This window comes from Allobosea sp. 05T439 (assembly GCF_056396005.1).
Window position 1 is genome coordinate 307,122 of the sequence record NZ_JBFTKP010000003.1, and the last position, 20,402, is coordinate 327,523.

Here is a 20,402-nt window from a genome sequence, read left to right on the forward strand (position 1 = left end):
TGCGGCTTCGTCACTTGATCGTGCTGAACAGGCGGTTCCAGCGCACGGTCCAGGGCCATTCCCAGACACGCCAGGCGGAGGCGCCGTCGTCGATGGAGAAGAAGATGATCTCGGCGCGGCCGACGAAGTTCTCGAAAGGCACGTAGCCGACGCTCCGGTCGCGCGAATCCAGCGAGTTGTCGCGGTTGTCGCCCATCATGAAGAAATKGCCTTCGGGCACGCGGAAGACCGGCGTGTTGTCGAAGGTGCCGGTGTCGCCCTCGCGCTCGATGATGTTGTGGCTGACGCCCTCGGGCAGCGTCTCGCGATACTGGATGACCTTGGTGCTGCGGCCCCAGTTGTCGGTGGTTTCGAAGTCGGCGATGCGCTCGCGCTTCACCGGCTGGTTGTTGATGTGGAGGATGCCGTCGATCATCTGGATGCGGTCGCCCGGCAGGCCGATGACGCGCTTGATGTAATCGGTGGAATTGTCGCTCGGCAGCTTGAAGACGGCGATGTCGCCACGCTTCGGCTCGGCAGCCCAGACCCGGCCCTTGAACAGCGGCGGGCTGAACGGGATCGAGTGCTTGGAATAGCCGTAGGTGTATTTGGAGACGAAGAGATAGTCGCCGATCAGCAATGTCGGGATCAGCGAGCCCGACGGAATGTTGAAGGGCTGGAACAACAGCGTGCGGATGACAAGCGCGATGAGAAGCGCCTGGACGACGACCTTGATCGTCTCAAGGATGCCGCCCTCGTCCTTGGCCGTCTTGCTCTTGATTTCGGCGTCGTTGGCCACCCGGGGCGCTCCTTCATCAGTTCCGAGGCGCGGCATAGCGGAATGTACGGCCGGGGACAACGCGATATCCTCGCACAAGATGGCGCGAACAGGGCCGCCCGGCATCGCAACGCAACATTGGTTCTGTCATCGCGAATTTACCCGGCTGCCCGCAGGTCCGGACCTGCCGCAATTGAGGCGACGCAATCGCGCCGCCCCGACATTGCCCCAGGCCAAGCAGCAGCCGGCGAAGATCGACCCCTGCCGCAGGTGAAGGGCGGCCCCGCAGTAGCGTAATTGACGCATTCCGAGCCCAGGTTCACTGATAGCTGGTCACAACCTCTGGGGGAATCAGTATGAGCTCGAAGAAATATGCGGCTGAAGCCATCGGCACATTCTGGCTAACCTTCGCCGGCTGCGGCAGTGCGGTCATCGCCGCAGGCTTCCCGCAGGTCGGTATCGGGCTGCTCGGCGTCTCACTTGCGTTCGGCCTGACGGTCGTCACCATGGCCTATGCCATCGGCCATATTTCGGGTTGCCATCTCAATCCGGCGGTCACCGTCGGGCTCGCGGCCGGCGGGCGTTTCCCCACCGGACAGGTCCTCCCCTATATCGTCGCGCAGGTGATCGGTGCGATCGCCGGCGCCTTCATTCTCTACATGATCGCCAAGGGCGCGCCTGGCTTCGATCTCGCCAAGGGCTTTGCCTCGAACGGCTATGGCGAACATTCGCCGGGCCAGTACAGCCTGTTCTCAGGCTTCCTGATGGAAGTCGTCATGACGATGATGTTCATCTTCATCATCATGGGCGCGACCCATGGCAAGGCGCCGGCAGGCTTCGCACCGCTCGCCATCGGCCTCGGCCTCGCTCTCATCCACCTGGTCAGCATTCCCGTGACGAATACTTCGGTCAATCCGGCGCGCAGCACCGGCCCTGCCCTGTTCGTCGGCGGCTGGGCGCTGCAGCAGCTCTGGCTGTTCTGGGTCGCTCCGCTGATCGGCGGCGCTCTTGGTGGCGTGCTCTATCGCTGGCTGAAGTCCGACACGGCCGAATAGCCGTCAAGATGGCGCCGGCTCGGTCCGGCGCCTCGTTTCCTGTGGTTCGAACGGGTCGGGTGCGCGCAGCTCCGGCCCGTTTTGCGTTATCGGCCTAGATCATCGGACAGGAAACCGCGTCCGGTCCGATGATCTAACCCTTTGTGTTTGCATCGGCTTTGTCCCGAAAACCGCAATCCACTTTTCGGGCCGATGCCCTAACCCGCCTCAGTGCCACTCGACCCAGCGGCCGTGATAATCGGCGCGCCCGAGTTCACGCTCCACTGCCCCCGGCCATTGCGTCAGGGTCACCGCGGCATGGCCAGGCTTGCCGTCCGGCTCCATGCGCAGCCAGGCCAGCGGGCGCTCGGCGGTCGCGGCAGCCCCCGCCGCAGCCATGGCCGCAACGATGCGCTGCTTGGTCGGCTCGGGCAGATATTGCCACATGATGGTGTGCATCAGCATGCGGGCGCTGCCCGGCGCGGCCGCCTCGGCCAGCCGCGCCTCGACCCAGGCGGCAGCATCGGCGCGCTCGACGCGCCATGAGGCAGCAGACGCCGCATCAAAAGCTGCTTCCGTCGTGCGCAGGCGGTCGGCCTGATCCGGCCAGATATAGGAGAGGACGCGGGCGCGATCGGCCGGTTGCGATGGGTCGAGCGGATTGAGGTCGCAGGCACGCCGCGCCGCCACGCGAAGCGCGGCATCGAGCGGAGGCAGCAGCCCGCGCCATTCGCTGCGAATCGTGACCGGCGCATCGTCGCGCCCCCAGCTGGCGGCACTGAGCGCGTAGCGATAGCGCTCGAAACCGAGATTGAGCCCGGCGCTCGCGCCGATCTCCAGAAGATCGAGCGGCAGGCCGGTATCATGGGCAACGATCAGGGCACCACCGAGCAGCACGGCGCAGCGCTTCACCTCATTGGTCTGCGGGGCGCTGTCGAAATAGGCGGCAAGATCCGCGTCATGGGCGTCGATGGCTGCGGCAAGGCCGCTCCACAATGCGTCCGCGCCGGCAAGAGCCGGCGGGTAGAGTGCCTGCAGTGAGGGCATCGTTCCGGAGCGTGCCAGGGCGTTGAAGGCACCGGCTGCCCGCAAGGGCAGCGCGTCGGCAACGGGGTCGCCCGGCCAGCCAAGCGCGCGCCGGCCAAAACCACTGGTTTGATCGAGCCGCGCCGCCATCACCTCGCAGAACAGCGCCGTGAAGGGGGATCCAAGCCTGCGACAGGCCTCGACCTGCCCTCTGAAGCTCGCACGGGCACGCTCCTCGCGTTCCGCGTCGCMGACACCACCAGACATGCCCGTACTCCCTGTCAGGGAAGAAGCGGTCGCGCCTCGATCACGACGAAAGCCTGCGCCATTGGCGGATCATCGGTMAGCGAGACATGGACGAAGGCTTCATGCCCTGGCGGCAGCATCGCTGCGAGGCGCTCGGCGGCGCCGCCGGTCAACCGCATCGTCGGCTGGCCGCCGGGCAGGTTCACCACCTCCATATCGCGCCAGAACACGCCGCGACTCAGACCGGTGCCAAGCGCCTTGGAGCAGGCCTCCTTGGCGGCGAAGCGGCGGGCATAGGAGGCCGCCCGGGTGGCGCGGCGGTCCGACTTGGCCCGCTCGCCCTCGGTAAAGATGCGATGGGTGAAGCGCTCGCCGAACCGCTCCAGCGATTGCTCGATGCGGCGGATATCGCAGAGGTCGGAGCCGATGCCGAGGATCATGCAGCCGGTCTACTTGGCCGCGCGCCCTTCGTCCATGGCTGCACGCATCTGCACGATCGCCTGCTCCAAGCCGATGAAGAGCGCCTCGCCGACCAGGAAGTGGCCAATATTGAACTCGACGAAATCGGGAACGACCGCCAATTCGCGCGCGGTGTCGTAATCGAGCCCATGGCCGGCATGAACTTCGAGTCCAAGCGAGGCCGCAAGCGCAGCCCCTTCKGCAAGACGGCGGAACTCGGCATCGGCCTTGTCCCGCTTGCCGTCGATGACGGCATGGCACCAGGTTCCGGTATGCAGCTCGACCACCGGCGCGCCGAGCTTGGCCGCCATCCTGATCGGAGCAGCATCCGGCTCGATGAAGAGCGACACCCTGGAGCCCGCCGCGTTGAGCTGCGCGATCGCTGGCGCCAAAGAACGCTCCTGCCCGACGACATCGAGCCCGCCTTCGGTCGTGCGCTCCTCGCGTTTCTCGGGCACGAGGCAGGCCGCATGCGGCTTCAGGCGCTCAGCCAGCGCGATCATCTCCGCCGTGGCTGCCATCTCGAAATTCAGGGGCACGGTGAGTTCGGCCATCAGCCGCTCGATGTCGGCATCGCGGATGTGGCGCCGGTCTTCGCGCAGATGCGCCGTGATGCCGTCGGCTCCGGCCTCGACCGCAAGATGCGCGGCGCGGATCGGATCGGGCAGGGCTCCGCCACGCGCATTGCGCACCGTAGCAACGTGATCGATGTTCACGCCCAGTCGCAACCGGCCATTTGTCATCACAAGTCCCCTCGCCCGTTGCCAGCGTGCATACCGCCTGGCCCGGTCCGGCTCAAGGCACGGAAATTGATCGGCAGGACCACGTTCGCTGATGGATATCGCGAGAGCTTTCCCGGGCTTCTTCGTGATTTGCTAACCGCGCCGCCAAGCTGCCGCGGCTTGGAAACCAATCTTAAGCGCGCGCGCTCCTTTCATGCCTGACCCAGATCAGATCGAGGGACCCAGGGCCGTGCAGATTTCCGTCAATCAGGGCCAGTTCGAAAACGATATCATTCCGGACCGTCGCACCGCCGGCCAGGTGGCCGACCGGTCGATCGGCCGCGTTCTGTCATGCAATGGCGCGCGTGCGACGATCGGCACCATCATGCCACGCGCCGGCACGGCAACGCCCGAGGCCTGGACGATCGGGCGGATGATCTCGATCAATCTCGGCCGCAGCCGGATCGTCGGCATGGTCTATGAGATCAAGGCCGTCAGGGAATTCTGGGACGAACTGGCCGACAATCCCGTCCATATCGAAGTGGAATTGCTCGGCGAGGTGCTGGAAGCCGAGGGCGGACGCACCTCTTTCCAGACCGGCATCACCACCTATCCGCCGGTCGGCGCGATCGCGCACCGTATCCGGGCTCATGATCTTGCCCTGGTGCATGACCTCGGCGCCAGGGCCGGCGTCGCCATCGGACACCTGACGCAGGATGCCGCCATTCTGGCGACCGTCTGCATCGACGATCTGCTGTCGCGCCATTTCGCGCTGGTCGGCACGACCGGTGTCGGCAAGTCCAGCGCCGTCTCGCTGCTGCTGCGCAAGGCGATTGCCGAAAAGCCGCATCTGCGGGTGCTGATCCTCGATCCGCACAACGAATACGCCCACGCCTTTCCCGACAAGGCCGTGGTCACCGATGCGCAAAGCCTCGACCTGCCCTTCTGGATGTTCCGCCTCGAAGAATTTGCCGATGTCGTCTTTCGCGGCCGTCCCGATCTCGACGAGATCGACATCMTGCGCGAGGTCATCGCCGCGGCCCGCGCCCGCTATCGCAAGCCCGCAGCCCAGGATTTCGCACGCGACCTCGGCGCCTCGCTGCTGAAGCGGCCGCTCGATCCGACGACGCGGCGGTCGGCGGCCGGGGGCGCAGCCTCCAGCGGCGACGCCCCCCTGCCCTACAGGATGGTCGACGCGCTCGCCGTCCTGGACGAGTTGATGGGGCTCCATGAGATCCGTTATCCGCGTGCCGCGCTGCGATCGCTGAAGGTCCGTCTCGAAGCCCTCTATGGCGACCCGAGCTACCAGTTCATGTTCGCACGCGCGAACATGGTCGAAGGCATGGGCCAGGTGATCGGCCAGATCTTCCGGATTCCGCAGCATGGCCGGCCGATCTGCGTGTTCCAGCTCGCCGGGCTGCCGGCCGATGTCGTCAACGCCGTCGCATCCGTGCTGGCGCGCATCGCCTTCGATCTCGCCATGTTCAGCCATGGCGGCTACGAGGTGCTGCTGCTCTGCGAGGAAGCCCATCGCTATGTGCCGGCGGATCAGTCGCTCGGCTTCGCACCGACCCGGCAAGCCATCGCCCGCATCGCCAAGGAAGGCCGCAAATACGGCGCCTATCTCGGCGTCGTGACCCAGCGCCCGGGCGAGCTCGACCCCACGATCCTGTCGCAATGCTCGACCATCTTTGCGATGCGGCTCGCCAATGACCGCGACCAGCAGATCATCCGCTCGGCCATTGCCGACGCCTCGGCGAGCACGATCGGCTTCCTATCGGCCATCGGCAATCGCGAGGCGATCGCCTTCGGCGAGGGCGTGGCGACGCCGATGCGCATGCGCTTTGCCGAGCTTGCGCCGCATGAGCTGCCGGCGATGGCGGGGGGATCGATCCTCGACGGCCTGGCCCATCGTGAGCCCAGGCTCGACGAGCTGGTCAGCCGGATGCAGGGCGAGAGCTGGTAAGCGCGCGCAGCAAAATCTTGCATCCGCCCGGCTTTGCCTGTATGGCCGGCTCACATCAATCTTTCCCTGCATCGCCAAGATCAGAAGGAGCCGTTCAATGGCTCGCGTTACCGTTGAGGACTGCATCGACAAGGTCGAGAACCGCTTCGAGCTGGTTCTGCTGGCCAGCCACCGCGCCCGCATGATCGCTTCGGGCACGCAGATTCTGGTTCCCCGCGACAACGACAAGAACCCCGTCGTGGCGCTGCGCGAAATCGCCGAAGAGAAGCTCACTCCCGAAGATTTGAAGGAAGAGCTGATCCACTCGCTGCAGAAGCATGTCGAGGTCGACGAGCCTGAGGCTGAGACTGTGCCGCTCCTGACCAGCGGCCCGTCCAGCGCAGCGACGCCCGATTCGGAAGTCCAGTTCGACCGCATGAGCGAGGAAGATCTGCTGCGCGGCCTCGACGGCCTCGTGCCGCCGACCGAGAGCGCCGACGACGAAGACTGATCAAAGCGTTCACCTGTCCACGCTAAAGCCCGGCATTGCCGGGCTTTTTCATGCCTACCCTGCATAGAATCGCCTTGCCCCGCCGGAACGCCGTGCCGATATTGAACCTTTGCAATTCTTGGCAGGCGTTACAGGGGCCCGCATGGGCATGATGCGGCAATACGAGCTCGTTGACCGGGTCAGGAGCTATAATCCGAATACCGACGAAGACCTGCTCAACCGAGCGTATGTCTATGCCATGCGCGCGCATGGCACACAGAAGCGCGCCTCGGGCGACCCCTTCTTCGCGCATCCCCTCGAAGTCGCGGCGATCCTGACCGATCTCAAGCTGGACGATGCGACGATCGTCGCCGCCGTCCTGCACGACACCGTCGAGGATACGGCAGCCACTCTCGAAGAGATCGAGAGCATGTTCGGGCCGGATATCCGCCGGCTCGTCGACGGCCTGACCAAGATCAAGAAACTCGACCTCGTCTCGAAGAAGGCGGCCCAGGGCGAGAATTTCCGCAAGCTGCTGCTGGCCATCGCCGAAGATGTTCGGGTGCTCCTGGTCAAGCTCGCCGACCGGCTGCACAACATGCGCACCCTGCATTTCGTCCCGCCCGAGAAGCGGCTGCGCGTCGCCGAGGAGACGGCCGAGATCTATGCCCCGCTCGCCGGGCGGATGGGCATGCAGGAGCTGCGCGAGGAGCTGGAGGAACTGGCCTTCCGCCATATCAAGCCGGAAGCCCACTCCACCATCACCAAGCGCCTGGAAGAGGTGACCGAGCGCGAAGGCTCCGTGATCAGCGCGATCGAGATCGATCTCAAGGAGAAGCTGGCCGCGCGCGGCATCCAGGCGGAGGTCGCCGGACGACGCAAGCGCCCCTATTCGATCTGGCGCAAGATGGAACGCAAGTCGGTCTCCTTCGAGCAGCTTTCGGATATTTTCGGCTTCCGGGTCATCGTCGACCAGCTGGAGGATTGCTACCGCGTGCTCGGGATCGTCCACACGACCTGGCCGATGGTTCCGGGGCGCTACAAGGACTACATCTCGACGCCGAAGCAGAACGACTATCGCTCGATCCACACCACGGTGGTCGGTCCGGGCCATAGCCGCGTCGAACTGCAGATCCGCACGGACAAGATGGACCGCATCGCCGAATACGGCATCGCGGCCCATGCCCATTACAAGGACGGACGGACCACCGAGCTCTCCGGTGCGGCCGATGAAAGCCGGGCCTATCAGTGGCTGCGGCGCACCGTCGACCTGCTCGCAGAGGGCGACAATCCCGAAGAGTTCCTGGAGCACACCAAGCTCGAACTCTTCCACGACCAGGTCTTCTGCTTCACGCCCAAGGGCCGGCTGATCGCCCTGCCGCGCGGGGCGACCCCGATTGACTTCGCCTATGCGGTCCATACCGATGTCGGCAACACCGCGGTCGGCGCCAAGATCAATGGCCGCATCGCGCCGCTGCTCACCGAGCTGCAGAATGGCGACGAGGTCGAGATCACCCGCGCCGACGGGCAGGTGCCCCCCGCGGCCTGGGAATCGCTCGTCGTCACCGGCAAGGCGCGCGCCGCGATCCGAAGGGCGACGCGCGCGGCCGTACGCAAGCAATATGCCGGCCTTGGCCGCCAGATCCTCGAACGCGCCTTCATGCGCGCCGAGCGTGTCTTCACCGACGAAAAGCTCAAGGCGGCGCTCAAGCGGCTGGCCCGCACCGCCGTCGACGACGTGTTCGCCGCTGTCGGGCGCGGCGAGATGTTCTCGGGCGACGTCGTCAAGGCGGTCTATCCCGATCTCGAGCCGKAGAAGCGGTCCACGCCCGAAGCCCGTGGCGAAAGCAACGGCAAGGGCTGGTTCGAGCTGCGCAAGGGCGACAATCTCAAGTTCAAGCTGCCCGGCGAGACGCCGGGCGCCAATGCCATCCCGATCCGCGGCCTCGGCGGCGATCTGCCGGTGCGCTTCGCGCCGAATGGCGGTGCCGTGCCGGGCGATCGCATCGTCGGAATCCTGACGCCTGGCGAAGGCGTGACGATCTATCCGATCCAGTCGCCTTCGCTGGCGGCCTTCGACAACGAGCCCGATCGCTGGCTCGACGTGCGCTGGGACCTCGACGACAAGACGCCCCAGCGCTTTCCGGCGCGCATCGCCCTCAACTCGATCAACGAGCCCGGCTCGCTGGCGCAGATCACCACCACCATCGCCGAGCATGACGGCAATATCGATGCGGTGACGATGGTGCGGCCGACGCCGGACTTCACCGATGTCACCATCGATCTCACGGTCTGGGACCTGAAACATCTCAGCGCCATCATCAGCGAGCTGCGGGAGAAACGGGTGATCAGCCGAGTCGAGCGCGTCGTCGGCTAAAGCATCGGCCCGAAAAATGAATTGCGGCTTTCGGGCAAGCCCATGCAATCACAGGCGGTCAGATCATCGGACCGGATACGATATTCCGGCCGATGCGCTGGCAGCCTTCCACAGCTCCGCTCGGGCCCACGCTTGAAACGCAGTCCATTCCGGCGCAAAAGCACTCGCCTGTGCCCGTCGCAGGCAATGGGATCAACTCCATCTGCGAGGCGCACCGATGACCGACGACGAGGTCCTGGCCGAATTCCGCGATGCCGGCGCATTGCTTGAAGGTCATTTCATCCTGTCTTCCGGCCTGCGTAGCCCGGTCTTCCTGCAGAAGATGTTCATCTTCCAGGACCCGGTCCGCACCGAGCGGCTCTGCAAGGCGCTTGCCGCCAAGATCGAAGCCACATTCGGAAAGGTCGACTATGTCGTCTCGCCCGCGGTTGGCGGCATCGTGCCGGGCTACGAGACAGCACGGCACCTCAAGGCCAAGGCGGTGTTCGTCGAACGCGAGGACGGACAGTTCAAGCTGCGCCGCGGCTTCGCCATCCCCGCCGGTGCGCGCGTGGTGATGGTCGAGGACATCGTCACCACCGGCCTCTCCTCGCGCGAATGCCTGGCCTCGATCGCTGGTGAACCTGGCCAGATTCTCGGCGCCGCTTGCCTGGTCGACCGTTCCGCCGGCAAGGCCGATCTCGGCGTCAGACTGGTCAGCCTCGTCGCTCTCGATATCCCGGCTTATGCTCCTGACGCGCTGCCGCCCGAGCTCGCCGCCATCCCGGCGGTCAAGCCCGGCAGCCGGGGGCTCGCCAGCTGAAGGGCCCTGCGGGGCTCAAGGAAACTGACCAGCCTGAGCAAGCGCACTTGCAAGACTCCAGCAAGTGGCCACATAATTAGTGCTTGGCTGATCAGAATTCGCCGATCTTTCGACATTGCCTGACCGCTATCCTTTCGATCTGACGTATTTGATTCGATTTTTACTGGAGTCGTTCCCATGGCGGAGCCGCGCATCGCGCTTTTTATCGATGGGGCAAACCTCTATGCCACATCGAAGCAGCTTGGCTTCGACATGGATTACCGTCGACTGTTGAAGGAATTCCAGGCACGAGGCAACCTCATCCGGGCCTTTTACTTCACTACGTTGGTCGAAAGCGAAGAGTACTCGTCGATCAGACCACTGGTCKACTGGCTCGACTATAACGGCTACCGGGTCATCACCAAGGCGGCCAAAGAATTCACCGATGCGACCGGTCGCCGCCGGGTCAAAGGCAATATGGACATCGAGCTCGCCATTGAAATGCTCGAACTAGCGCCGCATCTTGACCAGATCTACTTGTTCTCGGGCGATGGTGACTTTCGCCCACTGGTTGAAGCCGTGCAACGCAAGGGTGTAAAGGTCTCGGTGGTCTCGACCATCACGACCAATCCCCCCATGGTCTCAGACGAGTTGCGCCGCCAATGCGACGAGTTCCTCGACCTTTCGCATCTCATGGCGAAAATCGGGCGCGACCCCTCGGAGCGCGCACCGCGCAGTGGCGCTGCGGGCACGCCCGGCCATCCCGGACTGGAACGCCGTTATGGCATCCGCCAGGGCGACGAACCGGTCGAAGGCTGATTTCGGCACGCCACTGACGTGTGGTCAGGGGCTGTGATACGACCGTTGGAGCGAGGCCCCAGGCCGCCATGTGATTCGGCCGGGCCGGCTATGGCAACAACGGGACTGGGAGGCCTCATCATGCATCGCCGTCATTTTCTCGCCGGGCTCGCGGGGAGCTCCGCGGGCGTTTTCGTCATCGCCAAGCCCGCTCTCGTCCTGGCGCAGGCTACGCCTGCTCCCGCCGCACCGGCGGCTGCACCCGCCTTCACGTTGCCGCCGCTCGGCTATGCCTATGAGGCGCTGGAGCCCAATATCGACGCCGCCACCATGCGTATCCATCACACCGCCCATCATCAGGCCTATGTGAACAACGCCAACGCGCTGGCCAATCAATGGGCGGACCTGAGGACGACGCCAATCGAGACCGTGCTGGCCGATCTCAGCGCGGTTCCCGAGAACGTTCGCACCGGCGTCCGCAACAATGTCGGCGGCCACTGGAACCATACGTTCTTCTGGGAACTGATGACGCCGGGCGGCGCGGAGCAGCCCTCACCCGAACTCAAGAGCGCGGTCGAGGCCTCGCTCGGTTCGGTGAGCGATATGGCGACCAAGCTCAACGCCGCCGCCCTGGGCCGCTTCGGCTCCGGCTGGGCCTGGCTGGTCGTCGGCAAGGACAAGAAGCTCGCGATCGTCAGCACCGCCAATCAGGACACCCCGCTCGAACTCGGCGCCAAGGCGGTTGTCGGTGTCGATGTCTGGGAACACGCCTATTATCTCAAGCACCAGAGCCGCCGCGCCGACTATCTGGCGGCGTTGTGGAAGACGGTGAACTGGGACAAGGCCAACGCCAATTTCAAGAAGGCGATGATCTAACCTTCTGTTTTTGGATGGACGCCCCGAGAAAGGAAAAGGGCCGCTCGCGCGGCCCTTTTTCCGTGACGGTCGCCTTGCGGAAAGCCCTGTCGGTTCAGCCGCCGGTTTTCATGATCCGCGCCTTGTCGCGGTTCCAGTCGCGGGTCTTTTCGGTCTCGCGCTTGTCATGCAGCTTCTTGCCGCGGCCAAGCCCGAGTTCGACCTTCGCGCGGCCCTTGTCGTTGAAATAGACCTTGAGCGGGATCACCGTGAAGCCGTCGCGCTGGATCGCGCCCATCAGCTTGTTGATCTGACGACGATGCAGCAGCAGCTTCCGCGGCCGGCGGACATCATGGTTGAAGCGGTTGGCTTCGAGATATTCCGGGATATGGGCGTTGAACAGATAGAGTTCGGTCCCCATCGGCCCGGCATAGCTCTCCCCGATCGTCGCCTTGCCACCGCGCAGGGACTTGATCTCCGTGCCCTGCAACGCGATGCCGGCCTCGAGCGTCTCGATGATCTCGTAATTGTAACGCGCCTTGCGGTTATCGGCCGCGAGGCGATAGCGCTCGGGATCAGGCTTGCTCATGCCGGGTGACCAAATCCATAGGTCTTCACGAGACCCGCCATGGCCTGCGACTCCGTTTCGGAGTCAGCACTCAGGCCGTTGAGAACTCCCAGCCTGTCGGCGTCCTGCCGGTTCTGGCTGAGCTTGAACTTGCCGATGATCGAGGCGATCTCGGTTTCGATGCCGACAATGCCGCGGGCCTGCGCCGCAATGAACGGCTCGGGGTCGGCGAGAAGGCCGTCGGCGCCGGCCGCCACCGCTATGGCGAGCGAATACGCGCGAATGACGCCGTGCAACGCGTCCCGGTCTTCAACCTTGAAATGGCTCGGTTCGTACATCAGCGGCTCCGGGGCGGTTCGCCGAGCACCCCGGGCGAACGCAACTCTCTATCTAGGCATTCAACAGCCCGGCGTGAACCATGGCCTCGCGGATAACCTTGCCGGTCGGGGGCGTCACCGGCATCAGCGGCAGGCGAACCTCCTCCTCGATCCGGCCGAGCAGCTTGAGCCCATGCTTGGCGCCGGCAAGGCCCGGCTCCTTGAACACCGCGTCGTGCAGCGGCACGAGCCGGTCCTGGACCTTCAGCGCACCAGCGAAATCGCCCTTGAGCGCGGCCACCATCAATTCGGAGCAGAGGCGCGGCGCAACATTGGCGACAACCGAGATGCAGCCATGGCCGCCGGCCGCCATATAGGCCAGCGCCGTCATGTCCTCGCCCGAGAGCTGGATGAACTCCGGCCCCATGGCGTGGCGCTGCTGCGAGACGCGGGCGAGATTGGCGGTCGCGTCCTTGACGCCCGCGATGTTCTTCAGCTCGTAGAGCCGCGCCATGGTCTCGACCGACATGTCGACCACCGAGCGCGGCGGGATGTTGTAGATGATGATCGGGATGCCGACCGCGTCGTTCACCGCCTTGAAGTGCTGGTACATGCCCTCCTGGGTCGGCTTGTTGTAATAGGGCGTGACCACCAGCAGCGCCGGCGCACCGGCCTTCTCGGCATGGATCGCGAGGTCGATCGCCTCGGCCGTGTTGTTCGAGCCGGCTCCGGCGATGACGGGAACGCGACCCTTTACCGCATCGAGGCAGATCTCGATGACCCGCTTGTGCTCGTCATGGCTGAGCGTCGGGCTCTCGCCGGTGGTGCCCACGGGCACGAAGCCATGGCTGCCGCTTTCAATCTGCCAGGCGATCAGCGCGCGCAGGCCATCCTCGTCGATCCTGCCGCCCTTGAACGGGGTCACCAAGGCTGTGAGCGAGCCGGTGATAGGCGCATGCTTGGTCATGATCGAGCCGTCCTAAGAACAAAATCCGTGTGTAGCGGGCGACAGACATACCGCCTCCCACCGCATGCGCAAAGGCGAAAGCCCGTCAAAAATCGCTTGCACGTTAGTTAACGGTCCATCAAGACCCTTCGCCGACCATCGAAGTCCAAGCGCCATCCCGGGGAAATCCACCATGGTACGGCTGCCTGCCTCTCGACGGCTCCTTTCATGGGCCGTGCCTGCACTCCTTGTGACTGCGAGTGCCCAAGCGACCAACGACGCCGACCACGTCCTGCAGAAGGACCGTGTTGCGGCCATTGCCGATCCTGCGACGACGGCGACGCTCCTGCGCTCGCCCGACGAGCAGTTGCGCGCCGACGCGCCAGCCGATCAGGGCGCTCTCAAGACTGCGGTCGAGGCCTATCGCCGTGGTGCGGTGACCGAGGGCGATGCCCTCGCCTCGGCCTTCGACGACCGCGCGACGCGCGCCATGCTCGAATGGGCCGCGATCCGCTTCGGCGGCAGCACGGTGGGCTTTGCCCGCATCAACGCCTTTCTCGAGACCTATCCGAACTATCCGGCAACGACATTGTTCCGCCGCCGCGCCGAGGCCGCGCTGATTGCCGAGAAGAAAAGCGTGGCCGTGATCCGGGCCTTCTTCCATGCGCAGCGCCCGATCAGCCCGGTCGGCCGCGTGGCGCTGGCCATGGCCCTGAAGGCTGACGGCAAGCCCGACGATGCGATGGTGCTGATCCGCGAAACCTGGCGGCGCGACCATCTCGGCGCGCCGCTGGAAGCGATCGTCCTGAACAGCTTCGGCGACCGGCTCACAGTGACCGACCATCGCCTGCGCACGGAACGCTATCTCTTTGAGGAGAACAATGCGGCGGCGCTGCGCAATGCCGCGCGTGTCTCCACCGATTATGTCCTGCTCGCCAAGGCGCGGCTCGCCAGCGCGCAGTCCAAGGGCACGATCGCGCCCGCACTGATAGCGGCCGTACCGGCGTCGCTCCGCAACGATCTCTCCTTCACCTTTCTGCAGGTGCAGCAGGCCCGGCGCGCCAACAAGGCCGGCGAAGCCGCGCAGATTCTCGCCAAGGTACCGCGCGACCCGGCCCTGCTCGGCGATGGCGACGAATGGTGGACGGAGCGGCGCCTGATCGCGCGCAAGCTTCTCGACGAGGGCGATGCCGCCAAGGCCTATGAGGTCGCAGCCGGTCATGGCGCCGAAGGCGCCGCCGAGCGCATCGACGCGGAATGGCACGCAGGCTGGATCGCGCTGCGGTTTCGGGATCAGCCCGGCCTGGCTCTCGCCCATTTCGACGAGGCAGCCAAATGGGCGGAAACGCCGGTCTCGGTCGCGCGCGTCGCCTATTGGCAAGGCCGCGCGGCCGAAGCGATCGGGCTGACCGAGCGCGCCCAGGAGGCCTATGAGCGCGCGGCGGCTCATTCCGTCGCCTATTACGGTCAGCTTGCCCGGGCCAAGCTCGGCCTACCGGACCTGCCGATCCGCACGACGGAATCGGCGGCGCTCGAACATTTGCCCGGTCATCAGGGTGTGCGCCTCCTCTACCAGATCGGCGCGCGCGATCTTGCAGCCACCATGCTGGTCGATCTGTCGCAGCGCCTGCATACGACGACCGCGCTGGAAGCCGTGGCCGCGATCGCCAGCCGTGAAGGCGATGTCAGGACCCTGCTGACGATCGGCAAGACCGCCCTGCAGCGCGGCTTCCCGCTCGACACCGCTGCGTTCCCCACCTCCGGCGTGCCGGACTTCCCCGTGCTGGGCGACCCGATGGAGCGGGCGATCGTCCACGCCATCGCCCGGCAGGAAAGCGCCTTCGATCCCAATGCGGTCTCGCATGCCGGCGCACGCGGGCTGATGCAGATGATGCCGGCGACGGCCCGGGAAACGGCCCGACGGGCCAATATGCCGTTCGACCTTCCGCGGCTCGGCAGCGATGCGCTTTATTCGGCGCAGATGGGCGCGGCCCATCTCAACGACCTGATCCGGGAATGGCGCGGCTCCTATATCCTGAGCTTCGCGGCCTATAATGCCGGCTCCGGCAATGTGAAGCGCTGGATCGACGCCTATGGCGACCCTCGCAAAAGCGATGTCGATGCCGTCGACTGGGTCGAGCGCATCTCGATCTACGAGACGCGCAACTACGTCCAGCGTGTGATGGAGAACCTGCAGGTCTACCGGCAGAGGCTGAACCAGCGTACCGCCTATCTGATCGATTACGACCTGAAGCGGACCTGGACGCGGGATTAGGCGGGATCTCCGGCCCTTCACGGCCGGAGCCCCCCTCGCCTGCTCCGTTCCGGCGGATTTTCTTGACTGGGACCAGTGCCCATTTCGCCTGAAGATGCTTTAGTCCAGCCTCTTGCAGCGCCGCCGGAGGGCGAATGGATTCTGATAGCGGTTTCCGCTCCTTCTTTATCAGTGCCCGCGACGGCCTGAAGCTCCACGCCCGCGATTACGGTCCCCTCGCCTCGCACGCCCTGCCGGTGGTCTGCCTGCCGGGGCTGGCGCGAACGGCCGCCGACTTCCACGAACTGGCGATGGCGCTGGCAGGGGACGAGGCCAAACCACGGCGCGTCCTGGCGCTCGATTACCGCGGACGCGGGCGCTCCGCCTATGACAGGAACTGGGCCAATTACGATATTCGGGTCGAGCTCGACGACATGATGCAGCTGCTCACGGCGGCCGGCATCGAGGCCGCCGTGTTCGTCGGAACCTCGCGCGGCGGCCTGCTGACGATGGCGCTGGCGGCGGCGCGCCCGGCCATGATCAAGGGCGTCGTCCTGAACGATGTCGGCCCGGTAATCGATGCGCGCGGATTGCTGCGGATCCGCGGCTATGTCGGCAAGCTGCCAAGCCCGCGCAGCTTTGTCGAAGGCGCCGAAATCCTCAAGCGCTTGTCTGACCAGCAATTCCCGGCTTTCGGCGAACGGGAATGGGAGATAATGGCGCGTCGGACCTGGACCGAGCGCGATGGACATCTCGTCACCGATTACGACCCTAATCTGATGAAGATCCTGGAGGAACTCGACCTCGAGGCGCCGCTGCCCGTGCTCTGGACCTATTTCGCCGGGCTGAACGCCGTGCCGATTCTGGCGATCCGTGGCGCCAATTCCGATCTTCTCTCGGAGGAGACGCTGCGCGAGATGGGGGAGCGCCATCCCGATTGCGAGATCTTCGTCGCACCGGGACAGGGCCATGCGCCCCTGCTCGGATCKAAGGACATGGTGCGGCGCATTGGCAAGCTGATCGGCAAGGCGGAGAAGCGCGCCGCCTGAGTCTTGGGCCGCCCCCCCCCGGCGGTCGCAACACGCCGGGCTCACTGAAATCGAGGATTTACCGCCGCTTGCCGTCGGCTCCGTCTTCGGGGACGCCGGCGACATTGCCCTGCCCCTGCGTACCATCGTCACGCGAGGCCTCGACCTCACCGGCGCGGGCCCGTGTCGAAAACGCGGTCTCGATGCCGGCTGCGAGCGAATACGCCTGGGCGACCCAGTCCTCACGCTCGATCCGGCCGGGAAAGGCGAGATAATGGCCGACCCACTCGATGTTCTCGGGGGTCCAGGCGGCGATCTGCTCGAAATGCCAGATCCCGAGGCTGTGCAGCCTGCCTTCGTTCTGCTGGCCGATGCCCTTGATCAGTTTGAGATCGTCGGCCTTCCCGCTGCGCGCCGCGACAAGGCCGGATGGCCGCCTGCCGGAGATCAGGTCCTCGCCCTCGACCTTGTCCAGCAGCGGGGCCGATTGCACCAAGACCGGCTTCAACGCAGCGACAGCAGGCCCGGCCGGGGTCTCAGGGATCGAACCGGCATTGGCGCCGGCTATGGCGAGAACTGAATCGCGGTGAGCGAAGATCGTGCGGACAAAGCAGGCGAGACAACAGCCCGCCAGATAGGCCGCGACATAAAGGAGCGCGGTCTCCAGCCAGAGCGCGGCAACACCATTCACCACCTGCAGCCAGGTGAGCGCGGCGACCACGGCCCAGACCCCCACGAGCAGGGTGATCGGACTGGTCCAGAAACGGACCTTCCCTCCTGTGCAGGTGATCCAGCCCATGGCTAGGCCGATGCCGAAGGCCGCGAGCAGGAACCATGCGAACTGGGTGGCCAGGTAGAGCATGCCAGCGATCCCTACTTCTCGACCGTGAACTGGACGCGACGGTTCATGGCCTTCGCCTCCGGCTCGTCATGGGGAACGAGCGGTCGCTGCGCGCCAAAGCCCTTCGGCTCGAGCCGGGCAGCGCTGATGCCGCGTATGACCAACTCATCAAGCACGCGCCGAGCGCGCCGGTTCGAAAGATCGACATTGTCGAACCCGCGCCGCTCGCCATCGAGATTGGCATGCCCCTCGACCGTGACGCGCACATCCGGGCATTGCTTGAGGATCGCGGATGCTTCCGCCATGGCCCGTTCCGTGGTCGCATCGAGCACGACCACAGCTGTGCCCTGGCCGAACAGCACGGACTGGCGCTTGGTCAAGGCATCGAGGTCGTTCTGGCAGGTGTTGGGCGGTTCCGTGACGCAACCCGTCTGGCGCAAGCCGATCTCCGCCTGGCCTGAAAAGCCGGCAGGCAGCCCGCTCGCGGCGCTGGTCTCGACCTCGCCCTTGATCAGCTCGCGGCAGGTCAACCCCTGCAGCTCGACCTTGCCATCGACCAGGCGCGCGGTGCCGAGATCCAGCCTGAGCAGATCGGTCACGGCGACGCGAGCTGCGCCGCCGAAACCGGCAGGCGCTCCGGGCACGATGCGCGTCTCGTCCACGATCTTGCCCTGCAAGGGTGAGCCGTCCAGCAACGCCAGAAGCGCCGAGCGCGTCTGCTCATCAGGCAAATAGCCGGACAGGCCGACGCCCGAGCGATCCGCCGAAATCGTCAGACCGAAGGGGCGCAGGCCAAGGTCCGCCAGATCCGGCGCGCCCGTGAGGCCTCCCGGCAAAGGCTGCTGCCGGAGCGCGGCCTCGATTTCGCGCCAGGCCCCTTCGTCGGCAACGGCCCCCGAGAGCGAAGCCTGCGTGCCCTCGATGGAAACCACGCCGTTGCTCATCCTGCCGAGCAGATCCAGCAGGAAGCTGGTCGCCGTGCCGAAATCCGGAGCTTCACGCAGCTTCGGTTCACCCGTCATGCGATCAGCGATGCGACCCGCATCCGCCCCGCGGTCGGCCGATTGCAGCACGCCCTGTCTCGCCGCCTCGTCGGGAACGAGGCCGCTCAGCACGACGCCCTGCTCGGTCTTCTCCGCCCGCCATTGCAGCGGAACCGTGCGCTCGGGCACAGCGCGTACCGGGATGGGCGCCTTCGCCTCACCGGCACTGGCGTGGGAGCTGCCGGGCGATGGCACCTCACCGCGCTGAGGCGCAGGAGGTGTTGCAGGCTCCGAAGGCGCAGGAGGTTCGGCCGGAACAAAGAGCGGTGGAATCTCCGGCAGGGCTGGCATAGGAGGGGGCGCCGGCGGGCAGATGATGTTGGCCTGCGCAACCGAATCCGGCCCGTCCGTCTGCGCGATCAGCAGTTGCAAGGCCTGGCAGGATTCGAAATCCTCGGGCCCGTCGCCGGACAGCCTGTAGCTGCCGGCATCGAGCTCGGCCTTGCCGCGGCGGAGCCGGGCAAGATCGCCAATGGCGCGCGTGACCTTGACCAGGAAAGCGCCCGGCTCGCCAAGGGCCGGCTTGCTTTGATCGTCGATCCGAGTGGGCTCGGGAAAGCTGCGCCGCAGGGCCGCGGAAATCTGCTGCCTCGCCTCATCCGACGGGTAGAAGCCGGTGACGCTCAGCCCGCCATCCGCGCTCTTCTCCACAGACCAGCGATAAGGCGCCATCGTCGGCGGCTCGAGGCTGCACTCGACTGCGGTGAACCCACCCTGCCCCAGGGATGCAGTGCGCTCGCGCAACGCAAGGAAGCGCTCCGGCGTCGTCGCCTTGCCCTCGATGCAGAAGCGCGTGTCGTCCAGCGCCACCTTGCCGCTCGAGAGTCCGGCCAGCTCACCGAGCATTTTCTGCGTTACGGCGGCAAAACCGGCAGGCGCGCCAAAAGCGAGCATCTGGCGATCGTCGACGCGCAATCCCGGGACGGCCGCACTCGCCGCGGCAATGTTGGCGGTTGCCGTCGCCTCATCGGGAACGAAGCCGCTCAGCGTCACCGCATCGCGCTCGCGCGTCGCCGACCAGCTATAGGGTTTCTGCGCGACGACCTGGGACAGGCCCCCGAGCGCCCGGCGTATGCCGAATTCGCCGCGCAACTGCACCATGGCCTTGGCAGCGCCATCGGCCGAGAGCGCCTCGCCCACGATCAGCACATCGCGTCCGGCAACGAGCGCCATGACCGGCCTTGCGCCGGGCGCCTCGCCGGCGACCTGCGTCGCCACCGCGATGGCACGGCGACTGACATCGTCCTGAATCGCATCATCCAGATAGAGGTTGCTGGCGCTCCAGAGCAGCGCCAGCGGCACGAGCCCCCATAACCAGTTTGCCGGCTGCGCCATTCCCGCTCCCCGCGTCGGCACAGACTTGTCAGGCCCTTACCGATCACCGTCCCCAGGGCGCCAAGTCAGGACGGTTCGCCCGCCCCTGTCAAGTGAGTGAACAGGCCTAACCCTCGATATCCAAACGAAAAAAGCCCCGGGTTTCCCCGGGGCTTTCCGACTAGGATCGGAGAACCGATCAGAAGTCGCGCTGGATGCGCAGACGGCCGGTGAGGGCGTCGTCCGACTTGATCAGCAGGTTGTTGTTGCGAACGCCGAAGTTGTTGACCTGACCGATGCGGTTCTTCAGCTCAACCTTGGAGTAGAGAACTTCCACGCCGATATCCAGGCCCGAAACTGGGGTCCAGACGAGGTTGGTGCCGATGATGAACTCCTTCGGGTCAAGCTTGACCGGACCGCTCTGGAGCGTGCCGAGGCCGTTCTGGACCGCAGCGCCCATGTCGAGCTCGGAGTACGAACCATAGACTTCCGAACGGATGGTCGGGGTCCAGTAGTGCTTCAGGCCAGCAGTGATGGCGAAGCCCTTGGTCAGCTTCGAGCGACCGGTGGTCTGGTCGATGACGATGTCCGCAGCGGCGAG

General features: G+C 65.5%; 18 protein-coding genes and 1 pseudogene. 9 read left to right on the forward strand and 10 right to left on the reverse strand.

Annotation, left to right across the window (positions count from 1 at the left end):
• Positions 1 to 10 precede the first annotated feature (10 nt).
• Positions 11 to 778 carry a signal peptidase I gene (gene lepB / locus AC1DIO_RS05465; protein ID WP_476853210.1) on the reverse strand — a complete coding sequence of 256 codons (768 nt, stop codon included), beginning with the start codon at positions 776 to 778 and terminating at the stop codon, positions 11 to 13.
• 335 nt (positions 779 to 1,113) lie between these two features.
• On the opposite strand from lepB, the gene aqpZ reads away from it, so the two are divergent.
• Complete coding sequence (aqpZ, locus tag AC1DIO_RS05470; protein ID WP_441488723.1) at positions 1,114 to 1,812, forward strand: aquaporin Z; 699 nt, start codon at positions 1,114 to 1,116, stop codon at positions 1,810 to 1,812.
• Between the two features lie 207 nt (positions 1,813 to 2,019).
• Here the strand turns inward: aqpZ and AC1DIO_RS05475 are convergent, their stop codons facing one another.
• Genes AC1DIO_RS05475 through AC1DIO_RS05485 form a run of 3 tightly spaced genes read right to left on the reverse strand, consistent with a single transcriptional unit; the run spans position 2,020 to position 4,265 of the window.
• The gene (locus AC1DIO_RS05475; RefSeq protein WP_476853211.1) at positions 2,020 to 3,084 is read right to left on the reverse strand and encodes a DUF2332 domain-containing protein; all 1,065 of its coding nucleotides are present in this window, start codon (positions 3,082 to 3,084) and stop codon (positions 2,020 to 2,022) included.
• A 14-nt stretch (positions 3,085 to 3,098) separates the two neighbouring features.
• The gene (acpS, locus tag AC1DIO_RS05480; protein ID WP_113518170.1) at positions 3,099 to 3,503 is read right to left on the reverse strand and encodes a holo-ACP synthase; all 405 of its coding nucleotides are present in this window, start codon (positions 3,501 to 3,503) and stop codon (positions 3,099 to 3,101) included.
• Between the two features lie 9 nt (positions 3,504 to 3,512).
• Positions 3,513 to 4,265, reverse strand: coding sequence for a pyridoxine 5'-phosphate synthase (locus tag AC1DIO_RS05485; RefSeq protein WP_476853212.1), 753 nt, complete (start codon positions 4,263 to 4,265; stop codon positions 3,513 to 3,515).
• Between the two features lie 193 nt (positions 4,266 to 4,458).
• Here AC1DIO_RS05485 and AC1DIO_RS05490 point away from each other — a divergent pair, with 193 nt between their 5' ends.
• From AC1DIO_RS05490 to AC1DIO_RS05515, 6 genes are all read left to right on the forward strand, one after another.
• Complete coding sequence (locus tag AC1DIO_RS05490) at positions 4,459 to 6,210, forward strand: ATP-binding protein (protein WP_476853213.1); 1,752 nt, start codon at positions 4,459 to 4,461, stop codon at positions 6,208 to 6,210.
• 97 nt (positions 6,211 to 6,307) lie between these two features.
• Positions 6,308 to 6,700 carry a DNA-directed RNA polymerase subunit omega gene (rpoZ, locus tag AC1DIO_RS05495; RefSeq protein ID WP_069877018.1) on the forward strand — a complete coding sequence of 131 codons (393 nt, stop codon included), beginning with the start codon at positions 6,308 to 6,310 and terminating at the stop codon, positions 6,698 to 6,700.
• 148 nt (positions 6,701 to 6,848) lie between these two features.
• Positions 6,849 to 9,056, forward strand: a complete 2,208-nt coding sequence (locus AC1DIO_RS05500) for a RelA/SpoT family protein (protein ID WP_476853220.1) — start codon at positions 6,849 to 6,851, stop codon at positions 9,054 to 9,056.
• A gap of 217 nt (positions 9,057 to 9,273) precedes the next feature.
• Positions 9,274 to 9,858 (forward strand): orotate phosphoribosyltransferase, encoded by a 585-nt coding sequence (gene pyrE, locus AC1DIO_RS05505; protein WP_113518167.1) that lies wholly within the window; start codon positions 9,274 to 9,276, stop codon positions 9,856 to 9,858.
• Between the two features lie 177 nt (positions 9,859 to 10,035).
• Positions 10,036 to 10,656 carry a LabA-like NYN domain-containing protein gene (locus AC1DIO_RS05510; RefSeq protein WP_476853214.1) on the forward strand — a complete coding sequence of 207 codons (621 nt, stop codon included), beginning with the start codon at positions 10,036 to 10,038 and terminating at the stop codon, positions 10,654 to 10,656.
• 120 nt (positions 10,657 to 10,776) lie between these two features.
• Entirely contained in the window at positions 10,777 to 11,511 is a 735-nt protein-coding gene (locus AC1DIO_RS05515; RefSeq protein WP_476853215.1) for a superoxide dismutase, read from the forward strand.
• 94 nt (positions 11,512 to 11,605) lie between these two features.
• On the opposite strand, the gene smpB is transcribed toward AC1DIO_RS05515, so the two are convergent.
• Genes smpB through dapA form a run of 3 tightly spaced genes read right to left on the reverse strand, consistent with a single transcriptional unit; the run spans position 11,606 to position 13,342 of the window.
• Positions 11,606 to 12,079, reverse strand: a complete 474-nt coding sequence (smpB, locus tag AC1DIO_RS05520; RefSeq protein ID WP_441488729.1) for an SsrA-binding protein SmpB — start codon at positions 12,077 to 12,079, stop codon at positions 11,606 to 11,608.
• The gene (locus AC1DIO_RS05525; RefSeq protein ID WP_476853216.1) at positions 12,076 to 12,396 is read right to left on the reverse strand and encodes an FMN-binding negative transcriptional regulator; all 321 of its coding nucleotides are present in this window, start codon (positions 12,394 to 12,396) and stop codon (positions 12,076 to 12,078) included. Before AC1DIO_RS05525 ends, smpB begins: the two co-directional genes overlap by 4 nt.
• Before the next feature lie 52 nt (positions 12,397 to 12,448).
• Positions 12,449 to 13,342: a 4-hydroxy-tetrahydrodipicolinate synthase gene (dapA, locus tag AC1DIO_RS05530; protein ID WP_441488731.1), complete on the reverse strand. Its 894-nt coding sequence runs from the start codon at positions 13,340 to 13,342 to the stop codon at positions 12,449 to 12,451.
• A gap of 172 nt (positions 13,343 to 13,514) precedes the next feature.
• Here dapA and AC1DIO_RS05535 point away from each other — a divergent pair, with 172 nt between their 5' ends.
• The gene (locus AC1DIO_RS05535) at positions 13,515 to 15,596 is read left to right on the forward strand and encodes a transglycosylase SLT domain-containing protein (RefSeq protein WP_476853217.1); all 2,082 of its coding nucleotides are present in this window, start codon (positions 13,515 to 13,517) and stop codon (positions 15,594 to 15,596) included.
• Between the two features lie 134 nt (positions 15,597 to 15,730).
• Positions 15,731 to 16,624 (forward strand): alpha/beta fold hydrolase, encoded by an 894-nt coding sequence (locus AC1DIO_RS05540; RefSeq protein WP_441504775.1) that lies wholly within the window; start codon positions 15,731 to 15,733, stop codon positions 16,622 to 16,624.
• A 58-nt stretch (positions 16,625 to 16,682) separates the two neighbouring features.
• Here AC1DIO_RS05540 and AC1DIO_RS05545 read toward each other — a convergent pair whose 3' ends face one another.
• The 3 genes and pseudogenes from AC1DIO_RS05545 to AC1DIO_RS05555 form a co-directional block, all read right to left on the reverse strand.
• A complete protein-coding gene (locus tag AC1DIO_RS05545; RefSeq protein ID WP_441504776.1) occupies positions 16,683 to 17,465 on the reverse strand; it encodes a hypothetical protein in 783 nt (260 codons plus the stop codon).
• 11 nt (positions 17,466 to 17,476) lie between these two features.
• Entirely contained in the window at positions 17,477 to 19,822 is a 2,346-nt protein-coding gene (locus AC1DIO_RS05550) for an OmpA family protein (RefSeq protein ID WP_476853218.1), read from the reverse strand.
• Between the two features lie 178 nt (positions 19,823 to 20,000).
• Positions 20,001 to 20,402: pseudogene (locus AC1DIO_RS05555) on the reverse strand (hypothetical protein); the annotation flags it as partial.

Bases quoted from the DNA above. Each gene is read 5' to 3' on its own strand.
- aqpZ (WP_441488723.1), top strand. From the start codon at position 1,114: ATGAGCTCGAAGAAATATGCGGCTGAAGCCATCGGCACATTCTGGCTA.
- rpoZ (WP_069877018.1), top strand. From the start codon at position 6,308: ATGGCTCGCGTTACCGTTGAGGACTGCATCGACAAGGTCGAGAACCGC.
- pyrE (WP_113518167.1), top strand. From the start codon at position 9,274: ATGACCGACGACGAGGTCCTGGCCGAATTCCGCGATGCCGGCGCATTG.
- AC1DIO_RS05515 (WP_476853215.1), top strand. From the start codon at position 10,777: ATGCATCGCCGTCATTTTCTCGCCGGGCTCGCGGGGAGCTCCGCGGGC.
- smpB (WP_441488729.1), bottom strand. From the start codon at position 12,079: ATGAGCAAGCCTGATCCCGAGCGCTATCGCCTCGCGGCCGATAACCGC.
- AC1DIO_RS05525 (WP_476853216.1), bottom strand. From the start codon at position 12,396: ATGTACGAACCGAGCCATTTCAAGGTTGAAGACCGGGACGCGTTGCAC.
- dapA (WP_441488731.1), bottom strand. From the start codon at position 13,342: ATGACCAAGCATGCGCCTATCACCGGCTCGCTCACAGCCTTGGTGACC.
- AC1DIO_RS05535 (WP_476853217.1), top strand. From the start codon at position 13,515: ATGGTACGGCTGCCTGCCTCTCGACGGCTCCTTTCATGGGCCGTGCCT.
- AC1DIO_RS05545 (WP_441504776.1), bottom strand. From the start codon at position 17,465: ATGCTCTACCTGGCCACCCAGTTCGCATGGTTCCTGCTCGCGGCCTTC.
- AC1DIO_RS05550 (WP_476853218.1), bottom strand. From the start codon at position 19,822: ATGGCGCAGCCGGCAAACTGGTTATGGGGGCTCGTGCCGCTGGCGCTG.